The following is a 21,353-nucleotide window of genomic DNA, read 5'->3' as shown; positions in this document are numbered from 1 at the left end:
GGAAAACGTGTCCCGGCGCCACGGGACCTGGAGTCACGCTGGGACGACGAGAGGAATACGGAGCAACGAGACCAGGGGCAGGGCATGGACTTCAGAATCCTTGGGCCGGTGGACGTGCGCGGGGCAGCCGGACCGGTGCAGCTCGGTGGGCAGCGCAACCGTATCGTTCTCGCCACTCTGTTGTTGTCCCACGGAACCCCGGTGTCGGCCACGCGACTCATCGACGATGTCTGGGCCGCACGGCCGCCGGATACCGCGCGTAACCAAATCCAGATCTGCGTGTCCCAACTGCGGTCCACCTTCCGGGACACCATGCAGCGACGAATCCGCACTCGCCACCCCGGTTACCTGCTGGATCTCGACGGATGTGGGTTCGACGCCGCACGCTTCTGCGTCTGGGAGCGAGAAGCGGAACAAGCCGTGGCGCGAGGCGATCTCACCACCGCGGTGGCTCTGCTGGCGCGGGCACTACGGCTGTGGCGCGGACCCGCCCTGGACGGGGTGGACAGTGCCACCGCACAGAGCGCCGCGGCCCGGTGGAACGAACGCCATCTGGTCGCCTGGGAGCGCTACGCCGAGCTGTGCCTGGCGGCGGGTTGGCCCGAGCTGGTGGTGGCGGGGTTGCGGCAGTTGGTCGTCGAGTATCCGCTACGGGAACGGCCGCACGAGCTGTTCATGCTGGCGTTGTACCGGTCTGGGGCGCAGAGCGAGGCACTGGAGGTCTACCGTGCCTACCGGGACCGGGTGTGCGACTCGCTGGGCCTGGATCCGGGGCAGCGACTGCGCCGGATGGAGCAGGCCATCCTCGGACAGTGCCCGACCCTCACCGCAACAGTCCCCGTGCAGGCACCTTGGGCCGCGCAGCAACAACCGGAGGTGGTTCCCCTCGGTGGGGTCCACTGAGCCCGACGGGCCCTCACGGTGGTGGCTCGGCCCAGGTGTCACAGTGTCCGCGATGGTGCAGTAGCTCCGCCTCGGCCCACGCCGTCCCGGCGAAGCCGCCCAGCTGGCGGAAACCGTTCGTGACGTGATCGGCGCGACCGTACACTACGTCGCCCACGGTCAACTGCCCCTCGTAGCCTGTGTCGACGTCCGGGCCCGGATACACGGGGACTGTATCCCCGTGCTCACCGGGGACCGCCGCATAGTGACACCAGACCTGGGTGGTGGTCGTGGGCGGGGCGCCGGACGGGTCTGCCATGGCCACGGCCGGCACGGCGATGAGGGCCGCGCAGACCAGTGCACCGCCAACCAGCGCGAGCCTGCGCATTCGGGAACATGCCGCGGCATGCGGCGTGCTCAGCGCGGACTCTCGTGCGGTCCACATGGTCTGCCTCCCGAACGGCGGTGGCCGGGGCCCGCCGCGTCCCTGGACGAGGGACGGGGCGGGTGTGTCCAGCAGCAGCGGTCAGTGTGGATCTGGATGCTGTTCGCAGTTGCCGACATTGCGGAGGAGGTCGGTGTGCCCCCACTGCGAGTAGTTCAGCGAGTAGTTCATGTCGCGGTAGCCATTGGTGGTCTCGTCGGCACGAGCCATGACCGTGTGTCCCTGATCGGCTGAAATCGTGTAACGCAGCTCCGAGCCCGGGTCGGGTTCGGCGCGCACGTTGAGTTGGGTGTGTCCGCCAGAGGACACCACTTCGTACTCGCACCATGTCTGGGTCGGGCCGGTATGCGCGGGGGCGCTGTCGGCCGCTGCACCCGTCGGCAGCAGCAGCGCGCTCCCCAGCAGGACCGCCCCGATCGAACCGATGAATCTCGTCGCGCGCATAATCCACATTCCCTTTCGTTGGCGCAGCCGCGGCTGCGTTCGGAACACCGATGTCGACGCCGCCGTCGAGTCCGACAGTAGGCAGCAGCACTGTCGTGTGGATGTGGAAACGCTTTCGATTAGCTTTTCCGGTGAAGTTCCCCGGAATGGCAGACGTCAGGGGGTTGGACATCCGCACGGCGGGTCGATCCCACCAGTGGTGCCGGCATCAGGTACGGCACCACCACGATCGTGAAAAGCACGGCCCCGATGTGAAGCTAGATGTCACAGGCCACCCGACGACCGCGGCAGCGCCTACCACCCCCGCCGGCCGTGGCGTGCGGCAGCCCTGCCGGGTCGAAGGCCGGGTCCCCCTTGCCTGGCCACCCAAAACGGCGATCGGGCGTCGGGGAGTGCGTGGGTGAGGCCGCCGGTTCGGTGACTCCACCCACGCGACCAACGAGGGCTGCTCCGTCCGCTGCGGAAGCACGCGTGCCTATCGGACCTCGACCTTGGCGTCGTGCACAGCGATATTGCAGTCGTAGCCAGCACCGATGGTCTCACTGGCACCGGCCGGGATCGTGTACCAGTGCGAGTAGCGCCACTTATGCCCACCCCAGATTTGTTCGCACAGGCCGGCAACCCGGGCTTGGCTGGTCTGGCTTCCTCCCTCGCAGTCGGCCCAGTAGGCCGTATTGGCATAGTGCTCCGAACACTCCGCCAGGCTCGACATGGACGCCGAGGTGGAGCTCTCCGGAGCGACGGACGGTCCGGACTCGCCCGCGGCCGGGGATGCGGTGGCCACCAGGAGCAGACCACTGGCGACTACGGTCGCGGCCTGGGTTGCGAACGTCGTGATGCGCATGAAAATCAGCCATCCCACATGTGTTTGTGTAAGTTGTTTCATCCAGGAATTCCTGAGACGCGCAAGTTTCGAAAAATTATTTGCGCTGGCAGGAATGTTCTGGTGAACACAACACTAGTGTGGACTGATATTCACGCGCTGTGTAAACGCTTTTTGTTCGTTGTTTCGGAAAATTTGGGCGAGGACGATCCGGTCCAGGTGCGGATGTTCCTTGTCGTCCGAAACGCCCCCGCTCGGTCCAGGGAGCGGGCTCGGAGTGGGCATATCCCGCTGACTCGACGTGTCCCAGCGCGCACGGTTGGCCCCACAGGGGGCGGGGGAACGCGCGAACAGCCACGCACCGGAAACGTCCGGTTCCGGAATCCGCCGGAATCGGCTGGACAGTAGTGGGGCCCGTGGCCGCCAGTCGCGGCCACGGGCCCCACGTGCGTTCCGAGGTGAAATCACACGTCGTAGTACAGCTCGAACTCGCGCGGGTGCGGGCGCAGCCGCAGCGAGTCGATCTCCTCGGTGCGCTTGTAGTCGATGTAGGTCTCGATCAGGTCCTCAGTGAAGACGCCACCCTCGAGGAGGAACTCGTGGTCCTTCTCCAGGGCGTTCAGGGCGTCGTCCAGGGAGGCCGGAACCTGGGGGATCGAGGTGGCCTCCTCGGGCGGCAGCTCGTAGAGGTCCTTGTCCACCGGTTCCCGCGGCTCGATCTTGTTCTTGATCCCGTCGAGACCCGCCATCAGCATGGCGGAGAACGCCAGGTAGGGGTTGGCGGCCGGGTCCGGCACCCGGAACTCGATGCGCTTGGCCTTCGCACTGGCTCCGGTGAGCGGAATCCGGATGCAGGCCGAGCGGTTACGCTGCGAGTAGACCAGGTTGATCGGGGCCTCGTAGCCGGGAACCAGGCGGTGGAAGGAATTCACCGTCGGGTTGGTGAAGGCCAGCAGCGCCGGGGCGTGCTCGAGCAGCCCACCGATGTAGTACCGCGCCGTGTCGGACAGCTGCCCGTAGCCGGACTCGTCGAAGAACAGCGGGGCACCGTCCTTCCACAGGCTCTGGTGGCAGTGCATGCCCGAGCCGTTGTCACCGAACACCGGCTTGGGCATGAAGGTCACCGACTTGCCAGCCGCATAGGCGGTGTTCTTGACGATGTACTTGTACAGCTGCACGTTGTCCGCGGTGGACAGCAGGGTGCTGAACTTGAAGTTGATCTCAGCCTGGCCCGCGGTGCCCACCTCGTGGTGCTGCATCACCGCCGGGACCCCGGAGTCGATCAGGTTGCGCACCATGGTCGAACGCAGGTCGCTGTAGTGGTCCACCGGCTCGACGGGGAAGTAGCCGCCCTTGTACCGCGGACGGTAACCAAGGTTCGAGCTCCCGTTCTCGGTTCCGGTGTTCCAGGCGCCCTCGATCGAGTCGATGTAGTAGAAGCTCGCGTTGGCCTTCGTCTCGAACCGAATGTCGTCGAAAATGTAGAACTCGGGCTCGGGGCCGAAGAACGCGGTATCGGCAATCCCGGTGCCCTGGAGGTAGGCCTCGGCCTTGCGAGCGACATTCCGCGGGTCACGGCTGTAGGACTCGCGGGTGAACGGGTCGTGAACGAAGAACGTCAGGTTCAGTGTCGGGTGCTGGCGGAAGGGGTCCACCACCGCGGTGGAGAAGTCCGGCAGCAACAGCATGTCGGACTCGTGAATCGCCTGGAAGCCCCGAATCGAGGACCCGTCGAACATGAGGCCCTCCTCGAAGACCCCCTCGTCGACCTCCTCGGTGGGCAGGGAGAAGTGGTGCGTCGAGCCGAACAGGTCGGTGAACCGAACGTCGACGAACTTGATGTCCTTTTCCCGGACATAGGCCAGGAGCTCCTGGGCGCTACTGAACAAGACGTACCTCCGTGCGATGTACGAGGAGCCCTGCACCCGGGTGAACGACGCTGTGCCCCTGGGGTCGTGCTCCCTTACGGCTTCGCCCACAACGCTACGACCAGGCCGTTTCCCGACCATGTCTCGCGTGTTTCCCGCGTGTTACGTCCGCACCAGGTCGCATACAGCCCTGGATCTCGTGACGTTCGTGCAGGTCAGGGCGTGGGTATCGGGGCCGGGAACGGGAGTGTGCCCCTGCGCAGTACCGTGGGGGTATGACAGGCGAAGGCGCGCGCGATCCAGATCCCACGGCCCCGGTGGACGACTCGGAGTATCCCGGTCAGCGGCTGGGCATGCCCGAGACCGGCCCCGGGTCGGTAGCCGGAACGGGGCGTCGCCTCATCGCTCTCGGGATCGACTGGGGACTGTGCAGCGTGGTCGTGTACACGGTTCTGGGGCTGAGCCCGGCCGCGGCCAGCTACGGTTACGCCGTGCTGTCCGTCTACGCGATCCAGGCCGTCCTCCTCCAGATGCTGGTGGGAAGTACCGTCGGCAAGCGTGTGGTCGGCATCCGGATGGGATCGACAGGTGGCGGCGCCCTGCCCTGGCCGACTGCCCTCGTGGTTCGTACTCTGCTCCTGTGCCTGGTGATACCTGCTGCCATCACCGACCAGGACCGGCGGGGCTTGCACGACCGGATCGCCGGAACCGTCAGCGCCCGGATCTGAGGCCGCCGGCACCCGAGACGGCGGCCCGGAACGCCCCCAGGGCCTGCTGGCGACCCCTAGGACTGTCCGCCCTGCTCCTTCGGGGTGGGCATCTTCGGCATTTTCGCGCCCTTGGGCATTGGCCCCTTGGGCATCTGTACCGGTGGCGGCATCGCCTTCAGCCGGTAGTTCAGCTCGGTGACCTCGGCCTTGTTTAGGTTCCGCGGTAGCTTGAACAGCTTGCGCTGAAGCTGGGAAATCGGTATCTGCCCCGCACCGGTCCCCGCCTGGAGCTCGTAGATCGGGGTGTTGTGGGCCACGCGAGAAACACGCTTCTTCTCCGTGAGGAGGAGCTGCTTGAGGCGTGCGGGATCACCCTCGCCCACGAGCACGACTCCAGGGCGGCCCACCACCCGGTGGACGACATCCATGCTGCGGTTGGCGTTGACCCCGAGGCTGACCGACCAGTTGCCGCGCATGTTGTCCAGAATCATGCCGCCCGCGCCGAGGTGCCCCTCCATCATGGTGTACTGCATCCGCTGGGCACTGCGGCTGAACACGATGAAACCGGCCAGGACCGCGATGGGGACGCCCATCAGGGTCCACCACAGCACAGCCCCGGTCAGAATTCCGCCAAGGACGGCCAGGCCGAGCACCACCACGGCGACCAGAACCGCGAGCGGGATACTCTTCTTGTTGTGCCGGTGCAGCATTCGCGCAATCATGCCGATCTGCTTGAGCCGGCCGGGCTTCTTCTCGCCGGTCTGGGCGCTGCCCGTCTTGGTGTCCTTGGACTGCTTCGCCATGTTCACCAGGATATTGGCCACACGCCAGTGCCCGGGAGGCCCCGCGGGGCCTCCCGGATTGCACCTTGGTCACGGTGGGGCCGGAGTCTCACGCCTGGCCGGCCTCGGTGCGCTTGGCGATGGCCTGCCGGTACAACCGCCCCGCACGATAGGAGGAGCGCACCAGGGGACCAGACATGACGCCGGCGAAGCCGATCTCCTCGGCTTCGGTGTTGAGTTCGGCGAACTCCTCGGGGGTGACCCAGCGGTCGATCGGATGGTGCAGCGAGGACGGGCGCAGATACTGGGTAATGGTCAGCAGGTCACATCCGGCCTCGTGCAGGTCCCGCATCGCCTCGGTGATCTCGTGACGCTCCTCACCCATCCCCAGAATCAGGTTGGACTTGGTGACCAATCCAGCGTCCCGGGCGCGGGTGATCACCTCCAGGGAGCGTTCGTAGCGGAAGCCGGGACGGATCCGACGGAAGATCCTGGGTACGGTCTCGATGTTGTGCGCCAGCACCTCCGGACGTGAGCCGAACACCTCGGCCAACTGGTCATCCTTGGCGTCGAAGTCCGGGATCAGGAGCTCCACGCCCGTGCCGGGGTTCAGCTCGTGGATCTTACGGACGGTCTCGGCGTAGAGCCACGCACCCCCATCCTCGAGATCATCGCGGGCGACCCCGGTCACCGTGGCATAGCGCAACCCCATAGTGCGCACCGAGTCGGCGACCTTCATCGGCTCCTTGCGGTCCAGCATGCTGGGCTTGCCGGTCGCGATTTGGCAGAAATCGCAGCGTCGCGTGCACTGGTCGCCACCGATGAGGAAAGTGGCTTCCCGGTCTTCCCAGCATTCGTAGATATTCGGGCACCCGGCCTGCTCACACACGGTATTCAGGCCCTCGCTGCGGACGAGTGAGCGCAGTTTGGTGTACTCAGGGCCCATCCGCATCCTGGTCTTGATCCAGGGTGGCTTCTTCTCGATCGGGGTTTCGCTGTTCCGGGCCTCGATCCGCAGGAGCTTACGTCCGTCCGGTGCGACAGAGGTCAACGCCAACCCATCCTTTCCACATCCCTGTTCGGGTGGTGCCGTTCGGCGTGTCCGTCTCAGGCGCCAGCGAGCTCGGTCGGCTCATCCGAACTCGGTCCGGCGTCGGCCCAGCCGGGCACGCCGTCATGGTGGCGATGCTCGTGTGCACCGAGCACCGCGGCCAGATGCCGTTCCACGGTCGGGACCACATCAGCCACCTCCACCTCCCGACCCAGCTCCGCGGACAACGAGGTGACCCCACCCTCCTCGGGGGGGATTCCACACGGCACGATCCTGCTGTACCAGGAAAGATCATTGTTGCAGTTCAGGGCGAAACCGTGCATACCGACCCCACGAGCCACGCGGCAGCCGATCGCCCCGATCTTGCGTTCCATGAGGCCATGCTCCGGATCCGCCTCCAGCCACACACCAGTACGGCCCTCCACCCGCTTCCCGGACAGGCCGAAGTCAGCCAGGGTGCGCAGCATGGCCTCTTCGAGGTTGCGCACGTGTCCCAGCACGTCCACCGGGTCGGCGAGTTTGACCAAGGGGTAGCCGGTGAGCTGCCCCGGTCCGTGCCAGGTGATCTTTCCACCCCGGTCAATATCAACTACGGGAGCTCCGGGGTCCACGATGGGCCGGTCCCACCAGCCGGTGCGCTTACCCGCCGTGAAGACCGGTTCGTGTTGCAGCAGCAGGCAGATATCGGGGATCTCGTCGGCAACGCGACGCGCGTGCAGCCGGCGCTGCAAGTCCCAGCCCTCCTGGTAGGGCAGCGGCGCCTCGCCGAGCCACGCGAATACGAGTTCACTCACGCCTCCCAGCCTACGCCTGTGCGCTGTCGGGCGAGGATGTCGGATAGTGCACAGTCCAAATTCGGCAGCAAGAAGGAATATCCCGCAGCCAGAAGCCGACTGGGGCGGGCCCGTTGCCCGGTCAGGGCCATCTCTTCGGCACACTGTCCCAGCGCGGCACGCAATGCTGGCGCGGGCACCACGAAGGGGGCGGGGCGCCGCAGGGCTGCGGCGAGGGAACGGGTGAATTCGGTGTTGGTGACGGGTTCGGGCGAGCACAGGTTGATCGGCCCCCGCAGTTCGGGGTGATGCAGCAGGAAGCGTATGGCACCGACCTGGTCATCCAGGGCGATCCAACTCAGGTACTGACGGCCGGTGCCAAGCCGGCCCCCCAGGCCCAGTCGGAACAGGGGAAGCATCGTGCCCAGCAGGCCACCCGCGGTACTCAACACGGCGGCGGTACGCAGGTGCGCCACCGAAATTCCCACATCCTCGGCGGGCGCTGTGGACGCTTCCCAGAGGCGAACCACCTCGGGGAGGAATCCCCGGCCACGGTCGGAATCCTCGTCGACGACACGGTCCCCGGAGTCGCCGTACACACTGATCCCGGAGGCGGACAGGAGGCGCGGCACCGGAGTTTGCATCGTCGCGAGCGCAGTCGCGAGTGTTCGTGTTCCAGTGGTGCGACTCTCCAGAATCTGGCGCTTATACGCACTGGTCCAGCGTCGTGGACCGATCGGGGCACCTGCGAGGTGCACGACGGCATCAGCGCCAGCCAAGCTGTCGGTGTCGACGTATCCCCGGCCCGGATCCCACGCCACTTCGTCACTGGTGCGTGCGCTGCGACGCACCAGTCGCTGGACCTCGTGGCCGTCAGCGGTCAGGGACGAACCCAGGGTCGATCCGATTAGTCCCGAGGCGCCGGTCATCGCGATTCTCATGGAGGCGGCGATACCCACTCGACGGGACGACTACTCCCCACCACTCTCCGGGTACGGGGAGCGGGCCGGGGGTGGGGTGACCGTCCAGCCACCCCACCTGGCGACACGGGATGCCCAGTCTCAGCCCAGACCGAGTTCGGCTTCGAACGCGCCTTCCTCGAGCCGTTCCCGAACTGTGGCCAGGAACCGGGCCGCGTCGTCTCCGTCGATCAGACGCTGGTCGTAGCTCAGTGCCAGATAGACCATGGAGCGCACGGCGATGACCTCGCCGAGCTGCTGGTCCTCCACGACAACCGGTCGCTTCACAACCTCACCGACGCTCAGGATGCCGACCTGAGGCTGATTGATGATCGGTGTTTCGAAGAGGGCCCCCACCCGGCCGATATTGGTCAGTGTGAAGGTCCCCCCGCTCAGCTCATCGGGGCTCAGGTCACCGGACCGGGTGCGGGTCGCCAGGTCCGCGATCTTGCGGGCCAGCCCGCCCAAGTTCAGATCACCCGCGTCCTTGATCACGCTGGCCAGCAGCCCGCGATCGGTGTCCACCGTGATCCCGAGGTTCTCCACCGCGTGGTAGGTGACCTCCTTCTTCTCCCCGTCGATCACCGCGTTGAGTTTCGGGTGCTGTTTGAGAGCCTCGACCGTGGCCAGGGCAAAGAACGGGAAGAAGGACAGACGCGCCCCCTCGCGAGACTCGAAGTCTCCGCGGGCGAGGTCACGCAGTCGGTCGATGCGGGTGACATCGACCTCGATCACCTGCGTCTGCTGGGCAGCTACCTGCTGGGACTCGACCATGCCCTCAGCTATGGTCTGCCGCAGGCGGGTCATCTGCTCGGTGCGGCCCCGCAGTGAGGTGTCCGGTGTGCCAGGGCTCGGCCGTACCGGGGCCGCGGCTGGCGTGGAGGCCGATGCGGCCGCGGCAGAAGCAGAAGCAGCGGAGCGCGCCTGGGACGCGTCCAGAACATCCTGCTTGCGGATGCGGCCTCCGACTCCGGTGCCCTGCACCGTGGCAAGGTCGACTCCCTTTTCGGCGGCGAGCTTGCGCACCAGCGGAGTGACGTAGGCCTCGCTCGTTCCGTCTCCCTCGGGCTGGCCGCCCGCGTCGGTGCCGGGGGAGGTGCCGCTAACCATCCCGACGTCCACCGCCGGGGAGCTCGTCGACGGTTGTGCGCTGGCGGAGGCCGGTTGCGGCTGGGCCGGTGCGGCGGGAGTGGGCTGGGCGGGCTGTGCGGGCTGCGCGGGCTGGGCCGGCTGTGCGGGCTGCTCCGGGGACTGCTGCTGGGGTTCCGGCTGCGCCGGGGCCTGAGCAGCCGCGGGCTCGGTGGCTGGCTGGGCGCTGGCAGCGGAATCGGCAGGGGCGTCGTCGGTCGCCGAGCCGATCATGGCGATCTCGGCGCCCACCTCGACCGTTTCGTCCTCGTTGACCAGGATCTTGGTGAGGACACCCGCGGCCGGGGACGGGATCTCGGTGTCGACCTTGTCGGTGGACACTTCCAGGAGGGGCTCGTCGACCTCGACAGAGTCGCCCTCACGCTTCAACCATTGCGTGACCGTTCCTTCGGTGATGCTCTCGCCGAGGTTCGGAAGTTTGATCGGAGTGGACATGGTTTCCTCTTGCATGGGTTCGGTCGGGTGTGTTCGCGTCGTTCCGGGACAGCGGCCCGGAAGCGCTCGGTTGAACCACTCCAGGGCGTAGGCCGGCGGCCGGACGAATGCTCCGGATGCGGGCACACACACCGCCGTGTGCCCGCACCCACTTCAACACCCTCGGTCAGTCGTGCGTGTGGAGCGGCTTTCCGGCGAGGGCGAGGTGTGCTTCGCCCAGTGCCTCGGACATGGTCGGGTGCGGGTGGATCAACTGGGCGACCTCCGCGGGGAGGGCTTCCCAGTTGTAGATCAGCTGTCCCTCGGCGATGAGCTCGCCAACCCGGCTACCCACCATGTGGACTCCGAGGACCGGTCCGTCCTTGGCCGAGATCACCTTGACCGCGCCCTGGGTGCCGAGGATCTTGGCCTTGCCGAGCCCGGCCAGGTTGAACGTGTACTCGGTCGTCTCGTAGCCCCGCCGCTGGGCTTCCGTCGTGGTCAGCCCCACCGAGGCGACCTCGGGCTCGCAGTAGGTGATGCGGGGCACGCCGTCGTAGTCGATCGGAACCGGGTTCAGGCCGGCGATCTGCTCGGCCACATAGATGCCTTCGGCGAAGCCCACGTGCGCCAGCTGTGGCCCCGGGGTGAGGTCACCGACGGCGTAGATGTTCCCGATACCCGTGTGCAGGTTTTCGTCGACCTGCACCAGGCCCCGGTCCATCCGAATGCCGGCCTCCTCGTAGCCCAGGCCGGTGGAGACCGGGCCCCGTCCCACGGCAACCAGCAGAACCTCCGCCTCCAGGGACTTTCCACCCTGAAGGGAGACACTGACACCGTTGTCCGTCGTCTTCACGCTCTCGAACGGGGTCCCCAGCTCGTACTTGATGCCCCGCCGGCGGAACGCCCGCTCCAACAGCTTGGAACTGGACTCCTCCTCAGTGGGAACCAGGTGGGGAAGGGCCTCGACGACCGTGACCTCCGCTCCGTAGGAGCGGTACACACTCGCGAACTCGACCCCGATGACCCCGCCACCGAGCACGATCATGGAGGCGGGTACCCGGTCCAGCCGTAGCGCCTCCTCACTGGTGATGACCTTGGTGCCGTCGATGTCGAGCCCGAGCGTCTTGGGTGCCGAACCGGTGGCCAACAGGATGTTGCGCCCCTCGTACACGGCACCGTTCACGGTGACCTGATTGGGGGCGGTGAGCTTGCCCTCACCCTCGACAACGGTGATGCCGTGCCCTGAGATCAGCCCGGACAACCCCTTGTGGGTGCCACTGATGATCTTGTCCTTGTACTTGTGCACGGCGGCCATGTCGATGCCCTGGAAGGTGGCCTGAACGCCCAGGGACTCGCTCTCGCGGGTGTTGTCGGCGACCTCCGCCGAGTGCAGCAGGGCCTTGGTCGGGATGCAGCCGTAGTGCAGGCATGTGCCGCCGAGCTTGTCCTTCTCGATCAGCGCGACGCTCATGTCCAGTTCCGCAGCACGGATGGCCGCCGCATAGCCGCCGCTGCCGCCGCCCAGGATGACGAGGTCGAAGGTGCCGCCGCTCTCACTCACGGGGTTGACACTCCTTATGTCGTGTTTCATGTCGGGTTGTGTCGCTTATTCGGCCACGGCTGCCGGCGGCCACCACAGCGGTCACCACCGGAAACGGTCGGGTCAGTCCGCGGCATAGGCGTCGGCGACACGCACGAGCGTGCGGGTCGCTGCACCGGTTCCGCCCTTGGGCGTGTAGCCATAGGCCTCGCCCTGGTTGAAGGCCGGCCCGGCGATGTCGAGGTGGGCCCACGGCACGCCCTCGGCGATGAACTCCCGGAGGAACACCCCCGCGGCGAGCATGCCACCCCACCGATCTCCGGACACGTTGGCAATGTCGGCAACCGTGGAGTCCAGACCCTTGCGAAGCTCCTCGGGCAGCGGCATCGGCCAGGCCCCTTCCCCGGCGTCCGCGGCGGCCGTGGCAACGGCACTGCGAACGTCATCGTCGTTGGCCATGATTCCGAACACGCGGGTCCCCAGGGCTACGAGCTGGGCCCCGGTCAGTGTGGCCACGTCCACGATGAGGTCCGGGTGGTCCTCCTGCGCGCGGACCAGGGCGTCGGCAAGCACCAGTCGCCCTTCCGCGTCGGTGTTCATCACCTCGACCGTGCGTCCGCCGTAGATGGTGATGACGTCCGAGGGGCGTTGTGCGGTGCCACTGGGCATGTTCTCGGCCAAGGCCAGATAGCAGACCACATTGACTTTGGTCTGGGCCGCGGCGATGGCCCGTATCGCCCCCAACGCGGCCGCGGCGCCGCCCATGTCCGACTTCATCCAGTCCATGGCGTTGCTGGGCTTGAGGGACAGGCCACCACTGTCGAAGGTGATGCCCTTACCCACGAAGGCCAGTGTGGCTGTGGCCGCGGGATGCGTGTAGGACAGGCGCACCAGGCGGGGCGGGTTGACCGAACCCTGCCCGACCCCGACATGGCCGCCATAGCCCTGCTCGGCGAGGGCCTGTTCATCGAGAATGTCGATCTCCAGGCCGTACTCGCGGGCGCACTGTTCCGCGACCCCCGCGAAGTCCTCCGGAACGAGATCGGCGGGTGCGGTGTTGACCAGATCCCGCGCCAACGAGACCGCCTCGGCCACGGTCTGACCGTGCTCAACGGCCGCCTTGGCGCCCTCGGCGGTGCTGATGATCCGCAGCGATTCGGTCGTCGGTGTCTCCGTGCCGCGGTAGCGCTGGAAGGAGTAGTTGCCCAGCAGCGCGCCCAGGGCCACCGCTTCGGCATCGACAGCGGTGGCGCTCGGCAGGGCCAGGGCTACGGTCGTGCGGGGGCCACTGATGGCCCGCAGGGCCGCACCGGCGGCCCGCCGCAACACATCCCGCTCCGGAGCGGATGCGTCGGTGGGGCGGGCGCCCAGGCCGACCGCGAGGATCTGCGGTGCGGTGGTGGATCCCAGACTGGGTACGGCGTGCACGGAACCTTCGCTACCGTCGGCGCCGAGGGTCGTGAGGGCCGCGGAGAGCCCGCCGGTGACGGAGGCGTCCACGGGTTCGGCGCCGGGGGCTGGCTCCAGGCCGGTATCCGTTGTGTAGTAGCCGACCACGACGGCGTCGGCAGCGATGGTGACGGGGGACTGTTGGGTGACTGACGTGGTGCTCACGCCCCCGATGCTAGTCCGTGCGCATCCCGAGTGGACACGCGACGTCCCGACAACGCTCGCCATGCCGAAGGAATGCCGAAAGTGGCTGTCGGGAGAATTTTCGTCGTTCTTCTGGGCGTGCGTAGGGCGGGTTTTTCGTGTGATCGATGGAACCAGTGGCCCCGTGTGTCCGAGCCGCTTCAGCTGGCTGTGCAGGCGCTGTCCCGGCCGGGTGTGAGGTCGGCGACAGCACCACCGGGTTCTGGCCGATGGCCGTGACCTGTGCGGGCGGGACCGCGTGCCCGGGCCGGTGACACTCATGGGATCCAGGACAGCAGCACCGCGCTCAGGACCAGGGTGGCGGTTGTGGCGACTTCGCACACGGCGCCGAGGACATCTCCGGTGATCCCCCCCAGGCGGCGTACCGCGTGGCGACGCAACGCCTCGGCTGTCGCCAGGCCGCCAAGGCTGGCCAGCGGTAGCACCACCGACATCCACACTGTTCCCACCGGAGTGGTCCCCACGGTGGTTGCCAGCGCTCCAACCATGGAACACCCCAGGAGCACCAGGACCACGACGGTTCCAGCTCCGCGCGCAGACACCGACTCCGCGACCATCGCCCCCAGTCCCTCAGCGCGTCCCGCGGGTACGCCCCGGCGGCACGTCCAGGTCACTGCAAGGCGTCCGGAGATCACAGCGCCCCCCAGGGCCCCGGCCACGGTGACTGTTCCCAGGGCCGCGATGTGGCTCAGTGCGGCTGCCTGGATCGCCACAGTGAAGATCAGGGAGAGCACGCCGAACGGCCCGATGTCGGAACGTCGCATGATGTCCACGGCCTGCTCGGCGGGGCGCGCGCTGCCCAGCCCGTCCGCGAGGTCGGCAAGCCCGTCCAGGTGCAGGCCGCGCGTCAGCACGGTGAGGAGTCCGAGTGTCAGGACAGCGGCCAGCAGGGGGGAGGTTCCCACCGCCAGCAGCCCGCCGAGGAGGATTCCGGATGCCACCGCCAGAAGTAGCCCGGCCAGGGGCGCGAAGAGCATGGCCCAGCCCGCCACAGTGCGGTTCACGTCCACAGGACGCACCGGAAACACGGTCAGTGTTCCCACAGCCAGACGTAGCCCCGCGCCCCACGCCGCGGTCACGACAGCTCCAGCACACGACCGGCCACCGTGAGGAGGACCTCCTCAGATTCGTGGGCGAGTCTCTCGTTGAGGCGGCCCAACCAGTCTCGGAATAGCCCCCCGCTGGCGGTGGCGGGGACCACGCCCCAGCCGACCTCGTCACTGACGGCCACGACGTTGGCGCGGGTCTGACGCCAGGCCTCTGCCAGCTCCTCCACCCGCCGCCACACTTCCGCCGTGGCCGCTTCGGGGGGAGGTGCTCCCGCCCCGACCGCGTTCGGCCCCGTCTCCTCGCGCCAGATCCCACAGTTGTCCATGGTGGCCGCGAGCCAGCTGCCCAGACCGTCCAGAAGGATAGCGCCGGTGCTGGTAGCCAGCAGGCCGGCCACGTCCAGGGTCTCCTCGGTGCGCCACCAGTCCGGACGGCGCTGCCGATGCAGTGCCACCCGCTGCTGCCAGGCCGGGTCGTCCGCGCTCGGGAGCGGCCCGGTGGCCACGTAGGTCACCTCCGGTTCGGCTTGGAGCCGCAGCTCCGCCTCGGCGGATTTGCCGGACCGGGCACCGCCGAGGACCAGGGTGCGGCGCGGCCCTCGGGTGCGGGGTGGGGGCCACGCCGTGGGCGGGCACCGGAGTTCCTGGTTGTCTGAGGCGATCAGTGCCCCCCACATCCGTCCCCGGCGTTCCAGCTCCTGTGGGGAGGGCACCCGGTGGTCCCCACCGAGGCCGATAACCGCGGTGCTGGTGCCCACCACGCCACACCGGCGTAGCGCACCGGTCACGCTCGGGCTCGTCACCACGTCGACCAGAACCATGTCGACCTGGTCGGCGGCCGCGCAGACCGGGGAGGCATGGGCGTACAACAGCCGGTCCCCCTCGGGACCGCAGACCAGGGTTCCGTGGTCGATCGGCTCGACCGTGTATCCGTCCGGGACCCTGGGCACACTGTGGCTCGCCGGGTCTGGGAGAACGAAGGTGTCGTCCACCGTCACATATGTCGGTGCCCGCCGGTTGGACTCCGCGTGCCGGCAGGAGGCACATCGGCATCTGGGGGCCGGCCAACCGGAGCTTCCTCCGGTTCCGGACAGTCGAATACGCACGGTCGACAGTAAACAGCATGTGTGCACCGAAGCTCACCGACGTCCACACGTTAGGCTCGACACCCCGGGATGTGTCGAGACGGACAGGGATGGCTCATGGCGTGGACGTGGCGGTGTGCAGGCAGCGACGGCCAGGTACTGGATCTGGGGGAGATCAACACCGAGACGTTTCCCTCGCGGGGGGACGCCGAGACTTGGCTGGGGGAGAACTGGCAGGACCTCGCCGAGGCCGGTGCGTCCCACGTCACACTGGTGCAGGATGATGACACGGTCGTCTACACCATGAGCCTCGCCGCCGAGTAGGTGGGCCCGGGACGGGTGCGCTCCCACCTGTTTCTCTCGGGATGTTCCTTGCGGTGATCGGGCCCATGCGGGGCGCTGTCGGCGATAGCGTCGTGCCACCGGGAGAGTTCGCAGCTAACGGAGGAGTGCACGGCTCATGGTGATCGACGTGGTTCGGACCTATCTCGACGCCGCCAGTGGGTTCACCGAACTCACCCGTAAGCGGGCCGTGGCGGCGGCCCGAACACTGCTGCGCGAGAGTCAGCAGGCGGCCGGATCCGGTGCTGGGGAGCAGGGTACGGACGAGAACCGGGAACCCAGCCCCGTCGGCGGGCGCACGGGCAAGGAGATCCAAACCCTCGCCGCGCAGCTCGTGGAGACCAGCGCGTACAACCGAGCTCGGTTGACGGAACTCATCGAGCAGGAGGTGAGCCGCCAGGTCGCGCACCTGGATGTCGTCCCGCGTGCCGAGTACGAACGGGCCGTGCGACGGATCGCCGATCTGGAACGACGTCTCGCCACACGCCCATCCGGTGCCGGGGCTGCGGCCCGGAACGTGGGTACCACGGATGGTCTGGGGGCGGGTGTGGGGAATGCGGTCGCCGGTGTCCCGCAGCATCGTGCCGCCGAGAACCCCGTCGTCGACCATCCGCAGCACGTACAGCATCCACAGGCGACAGCCACCGCGGGCGAAAGCGCCGGGGAACCCACAGCCGGAACCACCACGGGCCAGACTCCGGCTGGCGTCGCAACCGGACCGGAACAGGAAGCGACTCCGACAACCCGGGTGGATGGAGCCTCCCCGGGGAGCACCTCCGGTGCCGTCAGCACAACCACGGCGGCCGGTACACCCGACACAGACTCCGCCACCAATGCGGAGGGAACCGATCGGGGCGACACGGCCGCTGCGACGCAAGCCACGCCCACGTCGGCAGCCGCCACGGCCACGCAAACAACCCAGGAGGCTCACGGCGAGGCCAGTTCGGGATCCTCGGCGACCACCTCCACGGCCGCGGGCGCGAAGCAGGCAAAGCGCGCTACCGGCGGTAAGAATCGCTCAACCAAGGCGAAGTCGACGACCGCATCGAGTGGAAAGGCCCGCTCCACGAAGGGGACGGGCAAGCGCAGCGGGCAGGCAGGCGGATCCGGCGGCACGGGTGCCTCCGGATCCCGCGGCGACGCTGACTCAACCTGAGTCCAGGTAGGTTGGTGCCCGGAGCGCCCCTGGTGGCGACGACGAGCCAGGAAGGTGGATGCCCGGTGCGGGACGGGGTGGAACAGGAGTCGGCCAACACCGACGGATCCGTGACACGCGCTACCCGCGAGCGCCTCGCGGAGCTCGGGAACCGTCCCACGGCTGACCATGTGGCGGTGTTCGACGAAATCCACCGACATCTCGTCGACGCCCTGTCCGAGGTCGAGGATCGCTCCGGTCCTGGGACGGACACCTGACCGATGCCCAGGCTCAGCCGACTGGATGCCGAACTCGTCCGGCGTGGCTACGCGCGCTCGCGTTCCGCCGCCGCGGAGCTCATCGAACAGCAGCGGGTCCGGGTCAACGGTGTGGTGGCCACCAAGGCCGCCACTCAGGTCCGCCTGGATCAGCCGGTCGTCGTCTCGGCCGAGGACAGCGCACAGCCACAGTATGTGTCCCGTGGCGCGCATAAGCTGCTCGGCGCGCTGTCGGCCTTCGAATTTCCCGTTGTGGGACGCAGGTGTCTCGACGCCGGCGCCTGTACCGGTGGTTTCACGGATGTGCTGTTGCGGCGCGGTGCCGCGCACGTGGTGGCGGTGGATGTGGGGTACGGGCAGCTGGACTGGTCACTGCGTTCGGACCCCCGGGTGACGGTGCTGGAGCGGTGCAACGTTCGTGATCTGGATCCGGGTCAGGTGGGCGACCCGGTGGATCTCGTCGTCGCGGACCTGTCCTTCATCTCCTTGCGCCTGGTCCTCGACGCCCTGCACCGGTGCGCACGACCACGGGCTGACTATGTTCTGCTGGTCAAACCACAGTTCGAGGTGGGCAGGGAGCAGGTGGGAGCCCGAGGGGTTGTCCGCGACCCCGAACTGCGCGCGAGTGCGGTGCGGCAGGTGGCGCGTGCCGCCGCGGAGCTGGGGCTCGGGGTGCGGGGCGTGACGGCGAGCCCCCTGCCGGGGCCGTCCGGAAACGTGGAGTATCTGGTCTGGTTCGCCGAACGTGCCGACGGTGCCGGACCGCTCCGGGAGCAGGACCTGGACCGGGCTGTCGCCACCGGTCCACAGTGAGACGCTGGGATCGTGCTCGTGTTCCCGGCAGGCCACACCCTGGCCGGTGCGGGACGTGCCCGCAGCGACACGCGTGCTCAACGGCGCCGCACCGTGGGCCACGGTCGTGTAGGCGGTCACCAGGCGGATACCGGGGACGCAGAAGGAGTGGGAGTGCCGACATCGGGACCAGGCGGGCAGGTGCAGGTGGACGCGGGCGGGCACGGAGCCGGAACAGCAGAGGGTGACGTACACACCGACACGGCTGCACCAGATGCTGCCGGGGTCTCGGGGGTGGCGGAGCGAGAGACGTCATGCCGACGGATCCTGCTGTTGGCGCATACGGGGCGGCGGGCGGCACTGCGCAGCGTGCAGTTGGTTCACCAGCGGCTGACCGAGGCCGGCATGACGGTACGGATGCTGGAATCGGAGCTGCTGGACCTGAAGCGCTCCGGTATCGACCTGAAGCCCGTGGAGCCGGTGCCGACCGGAGCCGGTGCCAGTGTGGCCGACGGGGTGGAACTGGTCATGGTGCTGGGCGGCGATGGGACGCTGCTGCGGGCGGCGGAGATGGTGCGGGGGTCCGGCGCCCCCCTGCTCGGGGTCAATCTCGGGCACATCGGCTTCCTCGCCGAGGCCGAGCGGGAAGACATCACCGCCACTGTGCACAGCGTGGTGGACCAGGACTACAACGTCGAGGAACGGATGACGCTGGACGTCGTCGTCTACAACGGTGGACGTTCCCATGACACCCCCACGGCGCGAACCTGGGCGCTCAATGAGGCCACGCTGGAGAAGGCCGCGGCACGCCGGATGCTGGAGATGGTTTTGGAGGTGGACGGTCGTCCCCTCTCCCGGTGGGGGTGTGACGGTGTGGTGTGCGCCACGCCAACCGGATCCACCGCCCATGCCTTCTCGGCCGGTGGCCCCATCGTGTGGCCGGAGGTGGAGGCAATGCTGGTGGTTCCCATCGCGGCGCATGCACTGTTTGCCGGACCCTTCGTCATTTCACCGAGTCGCACCGTTGCATTGGAGGTGCTCCCCGACACGGCCGATGGGGTGCTCTGGTGTGATGGACGTCGTATGGTCGAATTGCCGGCCGGGGCACGAATCGAGGTGTCGCGCGGAGAGATGCCGGTACGGTTGGCCCGGCTGCGAACGGCAGCGTTCACCGACCGGCTTGTCGCGAAGTTCGGGCTGCCTGTGGCCGGCTGGCGTGGCCGCGCAGAGTGGCGTGACGACGCGTAGTCCCACGCGCCAGCGACAGCGGGAGCAGGAGGGCCGGTGCTCGAGGAAGTCCGAATAGAACGCCTGGGTGTGATCGACGAGGCGGTGCTGGAGCTGTCTCCGGGGCTGACTGTCGTCACAGGAGAGACCGGTGCCGGTAAGACCATGGTGGTTACCGGGCTCGGGCTGCTGTTCGGAGGGCGCGCCGATCCGCGCCGGATCCGGCCCGGCGCCGAGCGGGCGCTGGTCGAGGGGCGGCTGACTGTCCCCGGCGACGGTCGCACGGCCGAGCGAGTGGCCGAGGCCGGTGGGGCGGTCGAGGACGGGGAACTGATCATCGCCCGAACCGTCTCCGCCGAGGGCCGATCCCGCGCCACGCTCGGAGGCCGGTCCACTCCCGTGAGTACGCTCGCCATGCTCGCCGACGAACTGGTCGCCGTGCACGGCCAGTCTGATCAGCATCGGTTGCTGCGCACCGACCGGCAACGGTCCGCGTTGGATCGTTACGCTGGACCAGAGCTGCGCACTGCCCTCGCCGAGTACGCCACGACCTACCGGCGCCACCGTGAGGTCCAGGAGGCGCTCGACGAGCTGACCACCCGCGCGCAGGAACGTCGCCAGGAAGTCGACCTCCTGCGGTTCGGGGTTGAGGAGATCACCGCTGCCGACCCGAAACCCGGCGAGGACAGTGAACTCGAGGCCGAGGAGCAGCGGTTGGCCCACGCCGAGGAGCTGCGCATCGCGGCGACAACCGCGCATGCGGGCCTGGTGGGCGATCCCGCCGCCGAGATCGACGCGGACGTGGTCGGGATCCTGGCCACGGCCCGGCAGGCGCTGACGGCGGTGCGCGAGCATGACGCTGCACTCGCGGCGGTCGCGGACCGGCTCGACGAGGTGAGTTATGTACTCTCCGACGCGGCCACCGAACTCGCCTCCTACGCGGAGTCGGTGGAAGCCGACCCCGCCCGTCTCGCGGCGGTGCAGGAGCGACGTGCCGAACTGGGTCAGCTGATGCGCAAGTACGGTGCGTCCGTCGACGAGGTACTCTCCTGGGCGGAGAATGCCTCCGCGCGCCTCGCCGACCTCGAGGGCGACGACGAACGCATCGCCGAGCTCCAGACCGAACGGGACACCCTGGCCCAGCGGCTGACGGACCAGGCCGACACTCTCAGCCGGCTGCGCGGCGACGCGGCCCAGCGGTTCGGCGAGGCGGTGACCGCGGAGCTGCGGGCCCTGGCGATGCCACACGCCTCGGTATCGGTGCAGGTGACCACGGGGAGCGAGTTCGGTCCGCAGGGGCGCGACGAGGTGGAGGTGCAGCTCGCGGCGCATCCGAGCGCCCCCCCACTGCCACTCCAGAAGGGCGCCTCGGGTGGGGAACTATCCCGCGTGATGCTGGCGATCGAGGTGGTTTTTGCCGGCGCCGACCCGGTGCCCACGTTCGTTTTCGACGAGGTTGATGCGGGAGTTGGGGGAAAGGCCGCCGTGGAGATCGGTCGCCGGTTGGCCCAACTCGCGCGGACCGCACAGGTGATCGTGGTTACCCATCTTCCCCAGGTAGCCGCGTTCGCGGACGCCCACCTCGTGGTGGAGAAATCCAATGACGGTCTCGTCACCGAAAGTGGGATTCACCGCCTCGACCGCGAGGGGAGGCGCCGCGAGCTCGCCCGCATGCTGGCCGGGCTGGAGGACTCCGAACTGGGGCGCGCGCATGCGGAGGAACTGCTCGCCGCCGCCAACGGTGGCGAAGCCTAGATCCACGCGTGTGAACCGCGGTGGTGGCGAACACCCGGGGGAGGGGCCTCGGGGACCGGACCAAGGCCCGTAGGGCTCACCCCGCAGCAACACTATCTGCTCCAACCTCGCACACACCGCTGTTCCCCGGGCACTTTCTCGGCGCGATGTCCCGGGGCGTTGGGCACGGGCCATGCCGGCACAGGTGCGGCACT

At 68.0% G+C, this 21,353-nt stretch carries 21 protein-coding genes; 8 read left to right on the top strand and 13 right to left on the bottom strand.

Translation table 11 applies throughout. From position 1 onward, the window contains the following. The first annotated feature begins 84 nt into the window (after nt 1–84). Entirely contained in the window at nt 85–903 is an 819-nt protein-coding gene (locus RIF23_RS04265; RefSeq protein ID WP_310910976.1) for an AfsR/SARP family transcriptional regulator, read from the top strand. Between the two features lie 13 nt (nt 904–916). On the opposite strand, the gene RIF23_RS04260 is transcribed toward RIF23_RS04265, so the two are convergent. From RIF23_RS04260 to glnA, 4 genes are all read right to left on the bottom strand, one after another. Continuing rightward, nucleotides 917–1,327 carry a hypothetical protein gene (locus tag RIF23_RS04260; RefSeq protein ID WP_310910975.1) on the bottom strand — a complete coding sequence of 137 codons (411 nt, stop codon included), beginning with the start codon at nt 1,325–1,327 and terminating at the stop codon, nt 917–919. 81 nt (nt 1,328–1,408) lie between these two features. Continuing rightward, nucleotides 1,409–1,771 carry a hypothetical protein gene (locus RIF23_RS04255; RefSeq protein ID WP_310910974.1) on the bottom strand — a complete coding sequence of 121 codons (363 nt, stop codon included), beginning with the start codon at nt 1,769–1,771 and terminating at the stop codon, nt 1,409–1,411. Nucleotides 1,772–2,246: 475 nt separating this feature from the next. Beyond that, on the bottom strand, nt 2,247–2,615 hold the full coding sequence (locus RIF23_RS04250; RefSeq protein WP_310910973.1) for a hypothetical protein: 369 nt from the start codon (nt 2,613–2,615) through the stop codon (nt 2,247–2,249). A 443-nt stretch (nt 2,616–3,058) separates the two neighbouring features. After that, complete coding sequence (glnA, locus tag RIF23_RS04245) at nt 3,059–4,483, bottom strand: type I glutamate--ammonia ligase (RefSeq protein WP_310910972.1); 1,425 nt, start codon at nt 4,481–4,483, stop codon at nt 3,059–3,061. A 254-nt stretch (nt 4,484–4,737) separates the two neighbouring features. On the opposite strand from glnA, the gene RIF23_RS04240 reads away from it, so the two are divergent. Then, entirely contained in the window at nt 4,738–5,190 is a 453-nt protein-coding gene (locus RIF23_RS04240; protein ID WP_310910971.1) for an RDD family protein, read from the top strand. Nucleotides 5,191–5,246: 56 nt separating this feature from the next. Here the strand turns inward: RIF23_RS04240 and RIF23_RS04235 are convergent, their stop codons facing one another. The 9 genes from RIF23_RS04235 to RIF23_RS04195 all read right to left on the bottom strand — a co-directional run bounded on the left by RIF23_RS04235 (nt 5,247) and on the right by RIF23_RS04195 (nt 15,543). Further along, nucleotides 5,247–5,975, bottom strand: coding sequence for a DUF4191 domain-containing protein (locus tag RIF23_RS04235; RefSeq protein WP_310910970.1), 729 nt, complete (start codon nt 5,973–5,975; stop codon nt 5,247–5,249). An 88-nt stretch (nt 5,976–6,063) separates the two neighbouring features. Beyond that, on the bottom strand, nt 6,064–7,005 hold the full coding sequence (lipA, locus tag RIF23_RS04230; protein WP_310910969.1) for a lipoyl synthase: 942 nt from the start codon (nt 7,003–7,005) through the stop codon (nt 6,064–6,066). A 56-nt stretch (nt 7,006–7,061) separates the two neighbouring features. Continuing rightward, nucleotides 7,062–7,799 (bottom strand): lipoyl(octanoyl) transferase LipB, encoded by a 738-nt coding sequence (gene lipB / locus RIF23_RS04225; protein WP_310910968.1) that lies wholly within the window; start codon nt 7,797–7,799, stop codon nt 7,062–7,064. Then, a complete protein-coding gene (locus RIF23_RS04220) occupies nt 7,796–8,719 on the bottom strand; it encodes a TIGR01777 family oxidoreductase (protein ID WP_310910967.1) in 924 nt (307 codons plus the stop codon). The genes lipB and RIF23_RS04220 overlap by 4 nt, the downstream gene beginning before the upstream one ends. 120 nt (nt 8,720–8,839) lie before the next feature. Next, a complete protein-coding gene (gene sucB, locus RIF23_RS04215) occupies nt 8,840–10,336 on the bottom strand; it encodes a 2-oxoglutarate dehydrogenase, E2 component, dihydrolipoamide succinyltransferase (protein WP_310910966.1) in 1,497 nt (498 codons plus the stop codon). 151 nt (nt 10,337–10,487) lie between these two features. Continuing rightward, complete coding sequence (gene lpdA / locus RIF23_RS04210; RefSeq protein WP_310910965.1) at nt 10,488–11,864, bottom strand: dihydrolipoyl dehydrogenase; 1,377 nt, start codon at nt 11,862–11,864, stop codon at nt 10,488–10,490. A gap of 102 nt (nt 11,865–11,966) precedes the next feature. Further along, nucleotides 11,967–13,457, bottom strand: coding sequence for a leucyl aminopeptidase (locus tag RIF23_RS04205; RefSeq protein WP_310910964.1), 1,491 nt, complete (start codon nt 13,455–13,457; stop codon nt 11,967–11,969). A 296-nt stretch (nt 13,458–13,753) separates the two neighbouring features. Further along, the gene (locus RIF23_RS04200; protein WP_310910963.1) at nt 13,754–14,575 is read right to left on the bottom strand and encodes an adenosylcobinamide-GDP ribazoletransferase; all 822 of its coding nucleotides are present in this window, start codon (nt 14,573–14,575) and stop codon (nt 13,754–13,756) included. Further along, nucleotides 14,572–15,543, bottom strand: coding sequence for a bifunctional adenosylcobinamide kinase/adenosylcobinamide-phosphate guanylyltransferase (locus RIF23_RS04195; RefSeq protein ID WP_310910962.1), 972 nt, complete (start codon nt 15,541–15,543; stop codon nt 14,572–14,574). Before RIF23_RS04195 ends, RIF23_RS04200 begins: the two co-directional genes overlap by 4 nt. Before the next feature lie 204 nt (nt 15,544–15,747). Between RIF23_RS04195 and RIF23_RS04190 the strand changes: the two genes are divergently transcribed. The 6 genes from RIF23_RS04190 (at nt 15,748) to recN (ending at nt 21,159) form a co-directional block, all read left to right on the top strand. After that, on the top strand, nt 15,748–15,954 hold the full coding sequence (locus RIF23_RS04190) for a hypothetical protein (protein ID WP_310910961.1): 207 nt from the start codon (nt 15,748–15,750) through the stop codon (nt 15,952–15,954). Between the two features lie 136 nt (nt 15,955–16,090). Beyond that, nucleotides 16,091–17,128, top strand: coding sequence for a hypothetical protein (locus RIF23_RS04185; protein WP_310910960.1), 1,038 nt, complete (start codon nt 16,091–16,093; stop codon nt 17,126–17,128). Nucleotides 17,129–17,160: 32 nt separating this feature from the next. Continuing rightward, nucleotides 17,161–17,385: a hypothetical protein gene (locus tag RIF23_RS04180; protein ID WP_310910959.1), complete on the top strand. Its 225-nt coding sequence runs from the start codon at nt 17,161–17,163 to the stop codon at nt 17,383–17,385. 3 nt (nt 17,386–17,388) lie between these two features. Then, the gene (locus tag RIF23_RS04175; RefSeq protein ID WP_310910958.1) at nt 17,389–18,198 is read left to right on the top strand and encodes a TlyA family RNA methyltransferase; all 810 of its coding nucleotides are present in this window, start codon (nt 17,389–17,391) and stop codon (nt 18,196–18,198) included. Nucleotides 18,199–18,471: 273 nt separating this feature from the next. After that, a complete protein-coding gene (locus tag RIF23_RS04170; protein ID WP_310911259.1) occupies nt 18,472–19,425 on the top strand; it encodes an NAD kinase in 954 nt (317 codons plus the stop codon). 36 nt (nt 19,426–19,461) lie between these two features. Next, a complete protein-coding gene (gene recN, locus RIF23_RS04165) occupies nt 19,462–21,159 on the top strand; it encodes a DNA repair protein RecN (RefSeq protein WP_310910957.1) in 1,698 nt (565 codons plus the stop codon). The last annotated feature ends 194 nt before the right edge of the window (nt 21,160–21,353 follow it).

The organism is Lipingzhangella rawalii (assembly GCF_031628175.1).
GTDB lineage: Bacteria > Actinomycetota > Actinomycetes > Streptosporangiales > Streptosporangiaceae > Lipingzhangella_A > Lipingzhangella_A rawalii.
Note: the sequence above shows the minus strand (reverse complement) of the source record. Positions and strands in the feature narration are given on the sequence as shown.

Excerpts from the sequence above, each read along its gene's own strand:
- RIF23_RS04265 (WP_310910976.1), top strand. The coding sequence starts at position 85 with ATGGACTTCAGAATCCTTGGGCCGGTGGACGTGCGCGGGGCAGCCGGA.
- RIF23_RS04260 (WP_310910975.1), bottom strand. The coding sequence starts at position 1,327 with ATGTGGACCGCACGAGAGTCCGCGCTGAGCACGCCGCATGCCGCGGCA.
- RIF23_RS04255 (WP_310910974.1), bottom strand. The coding sequence starts at position 1,771 with ATGCGCGCGACGAGATTCATCGGTTCGATCGGGGCGGTCCTGCTGGGG.
- RIF23_RS04250 (WP_310910973.1), bottom strand. The coding sequence starts at position 2,615 with ATGCGCATCACGACGTTCGCAACCCAGGCCGCGACCGTAGTCGCCAGT.
- RIF23_RS04240 (WP_310910971.1), top strand. The coding sequence starts at position 4,738 with ATGACAGGCGAAGGCGCGCGCGATCCAGATCCCACGGCCCCGGTGGAC.
- RIF23_RS04235 (WP_310910970.1), bottom strand. The coding sequence starts at position 5,975 with ATGGCGAAGCAGTCCAAGGACACCAAGACGGGCAGCGCCCAGACCGGC.
- RIF23_RS04220 (WP_310910967.1), bottom strand. The coding sequence starts at position 8,719 with ATGAGAATCGCGATGACCGGCGCCTCGGGACTAATCGGATCGACCCTG.
- sucB (WP_310910966.1), bottom strand. The coding sequence starts at position 10,336 with ATGCAAGAGGAAACCATGTCCACTCCGATCAAACTTCCGAACCTCGGC.
- RIF23_RS04190 (WP_310910961.1), top strand. The coding sequence starts at position 15,748 with ATGGCGTGGACGTGGCGGTGTGCAGGCAGCGACGGCCAGGTACTGGAT.
- RIF23_RS04185 (WP_310910960.1), top strand. The coding sequence starts at position 16,091 with ATGGTGATCGACGTGGTTCGGACCTATCTCGACGCCGCCAGTGGGTTC.
- RIF23_RS04175 (WP_310910958.1), top strand. The coding sequence starts at position 17,389 with ATGCCCAGGCTCAGCCGACTGGATGCCGAACTCGTCCGGCGTGGCTAC.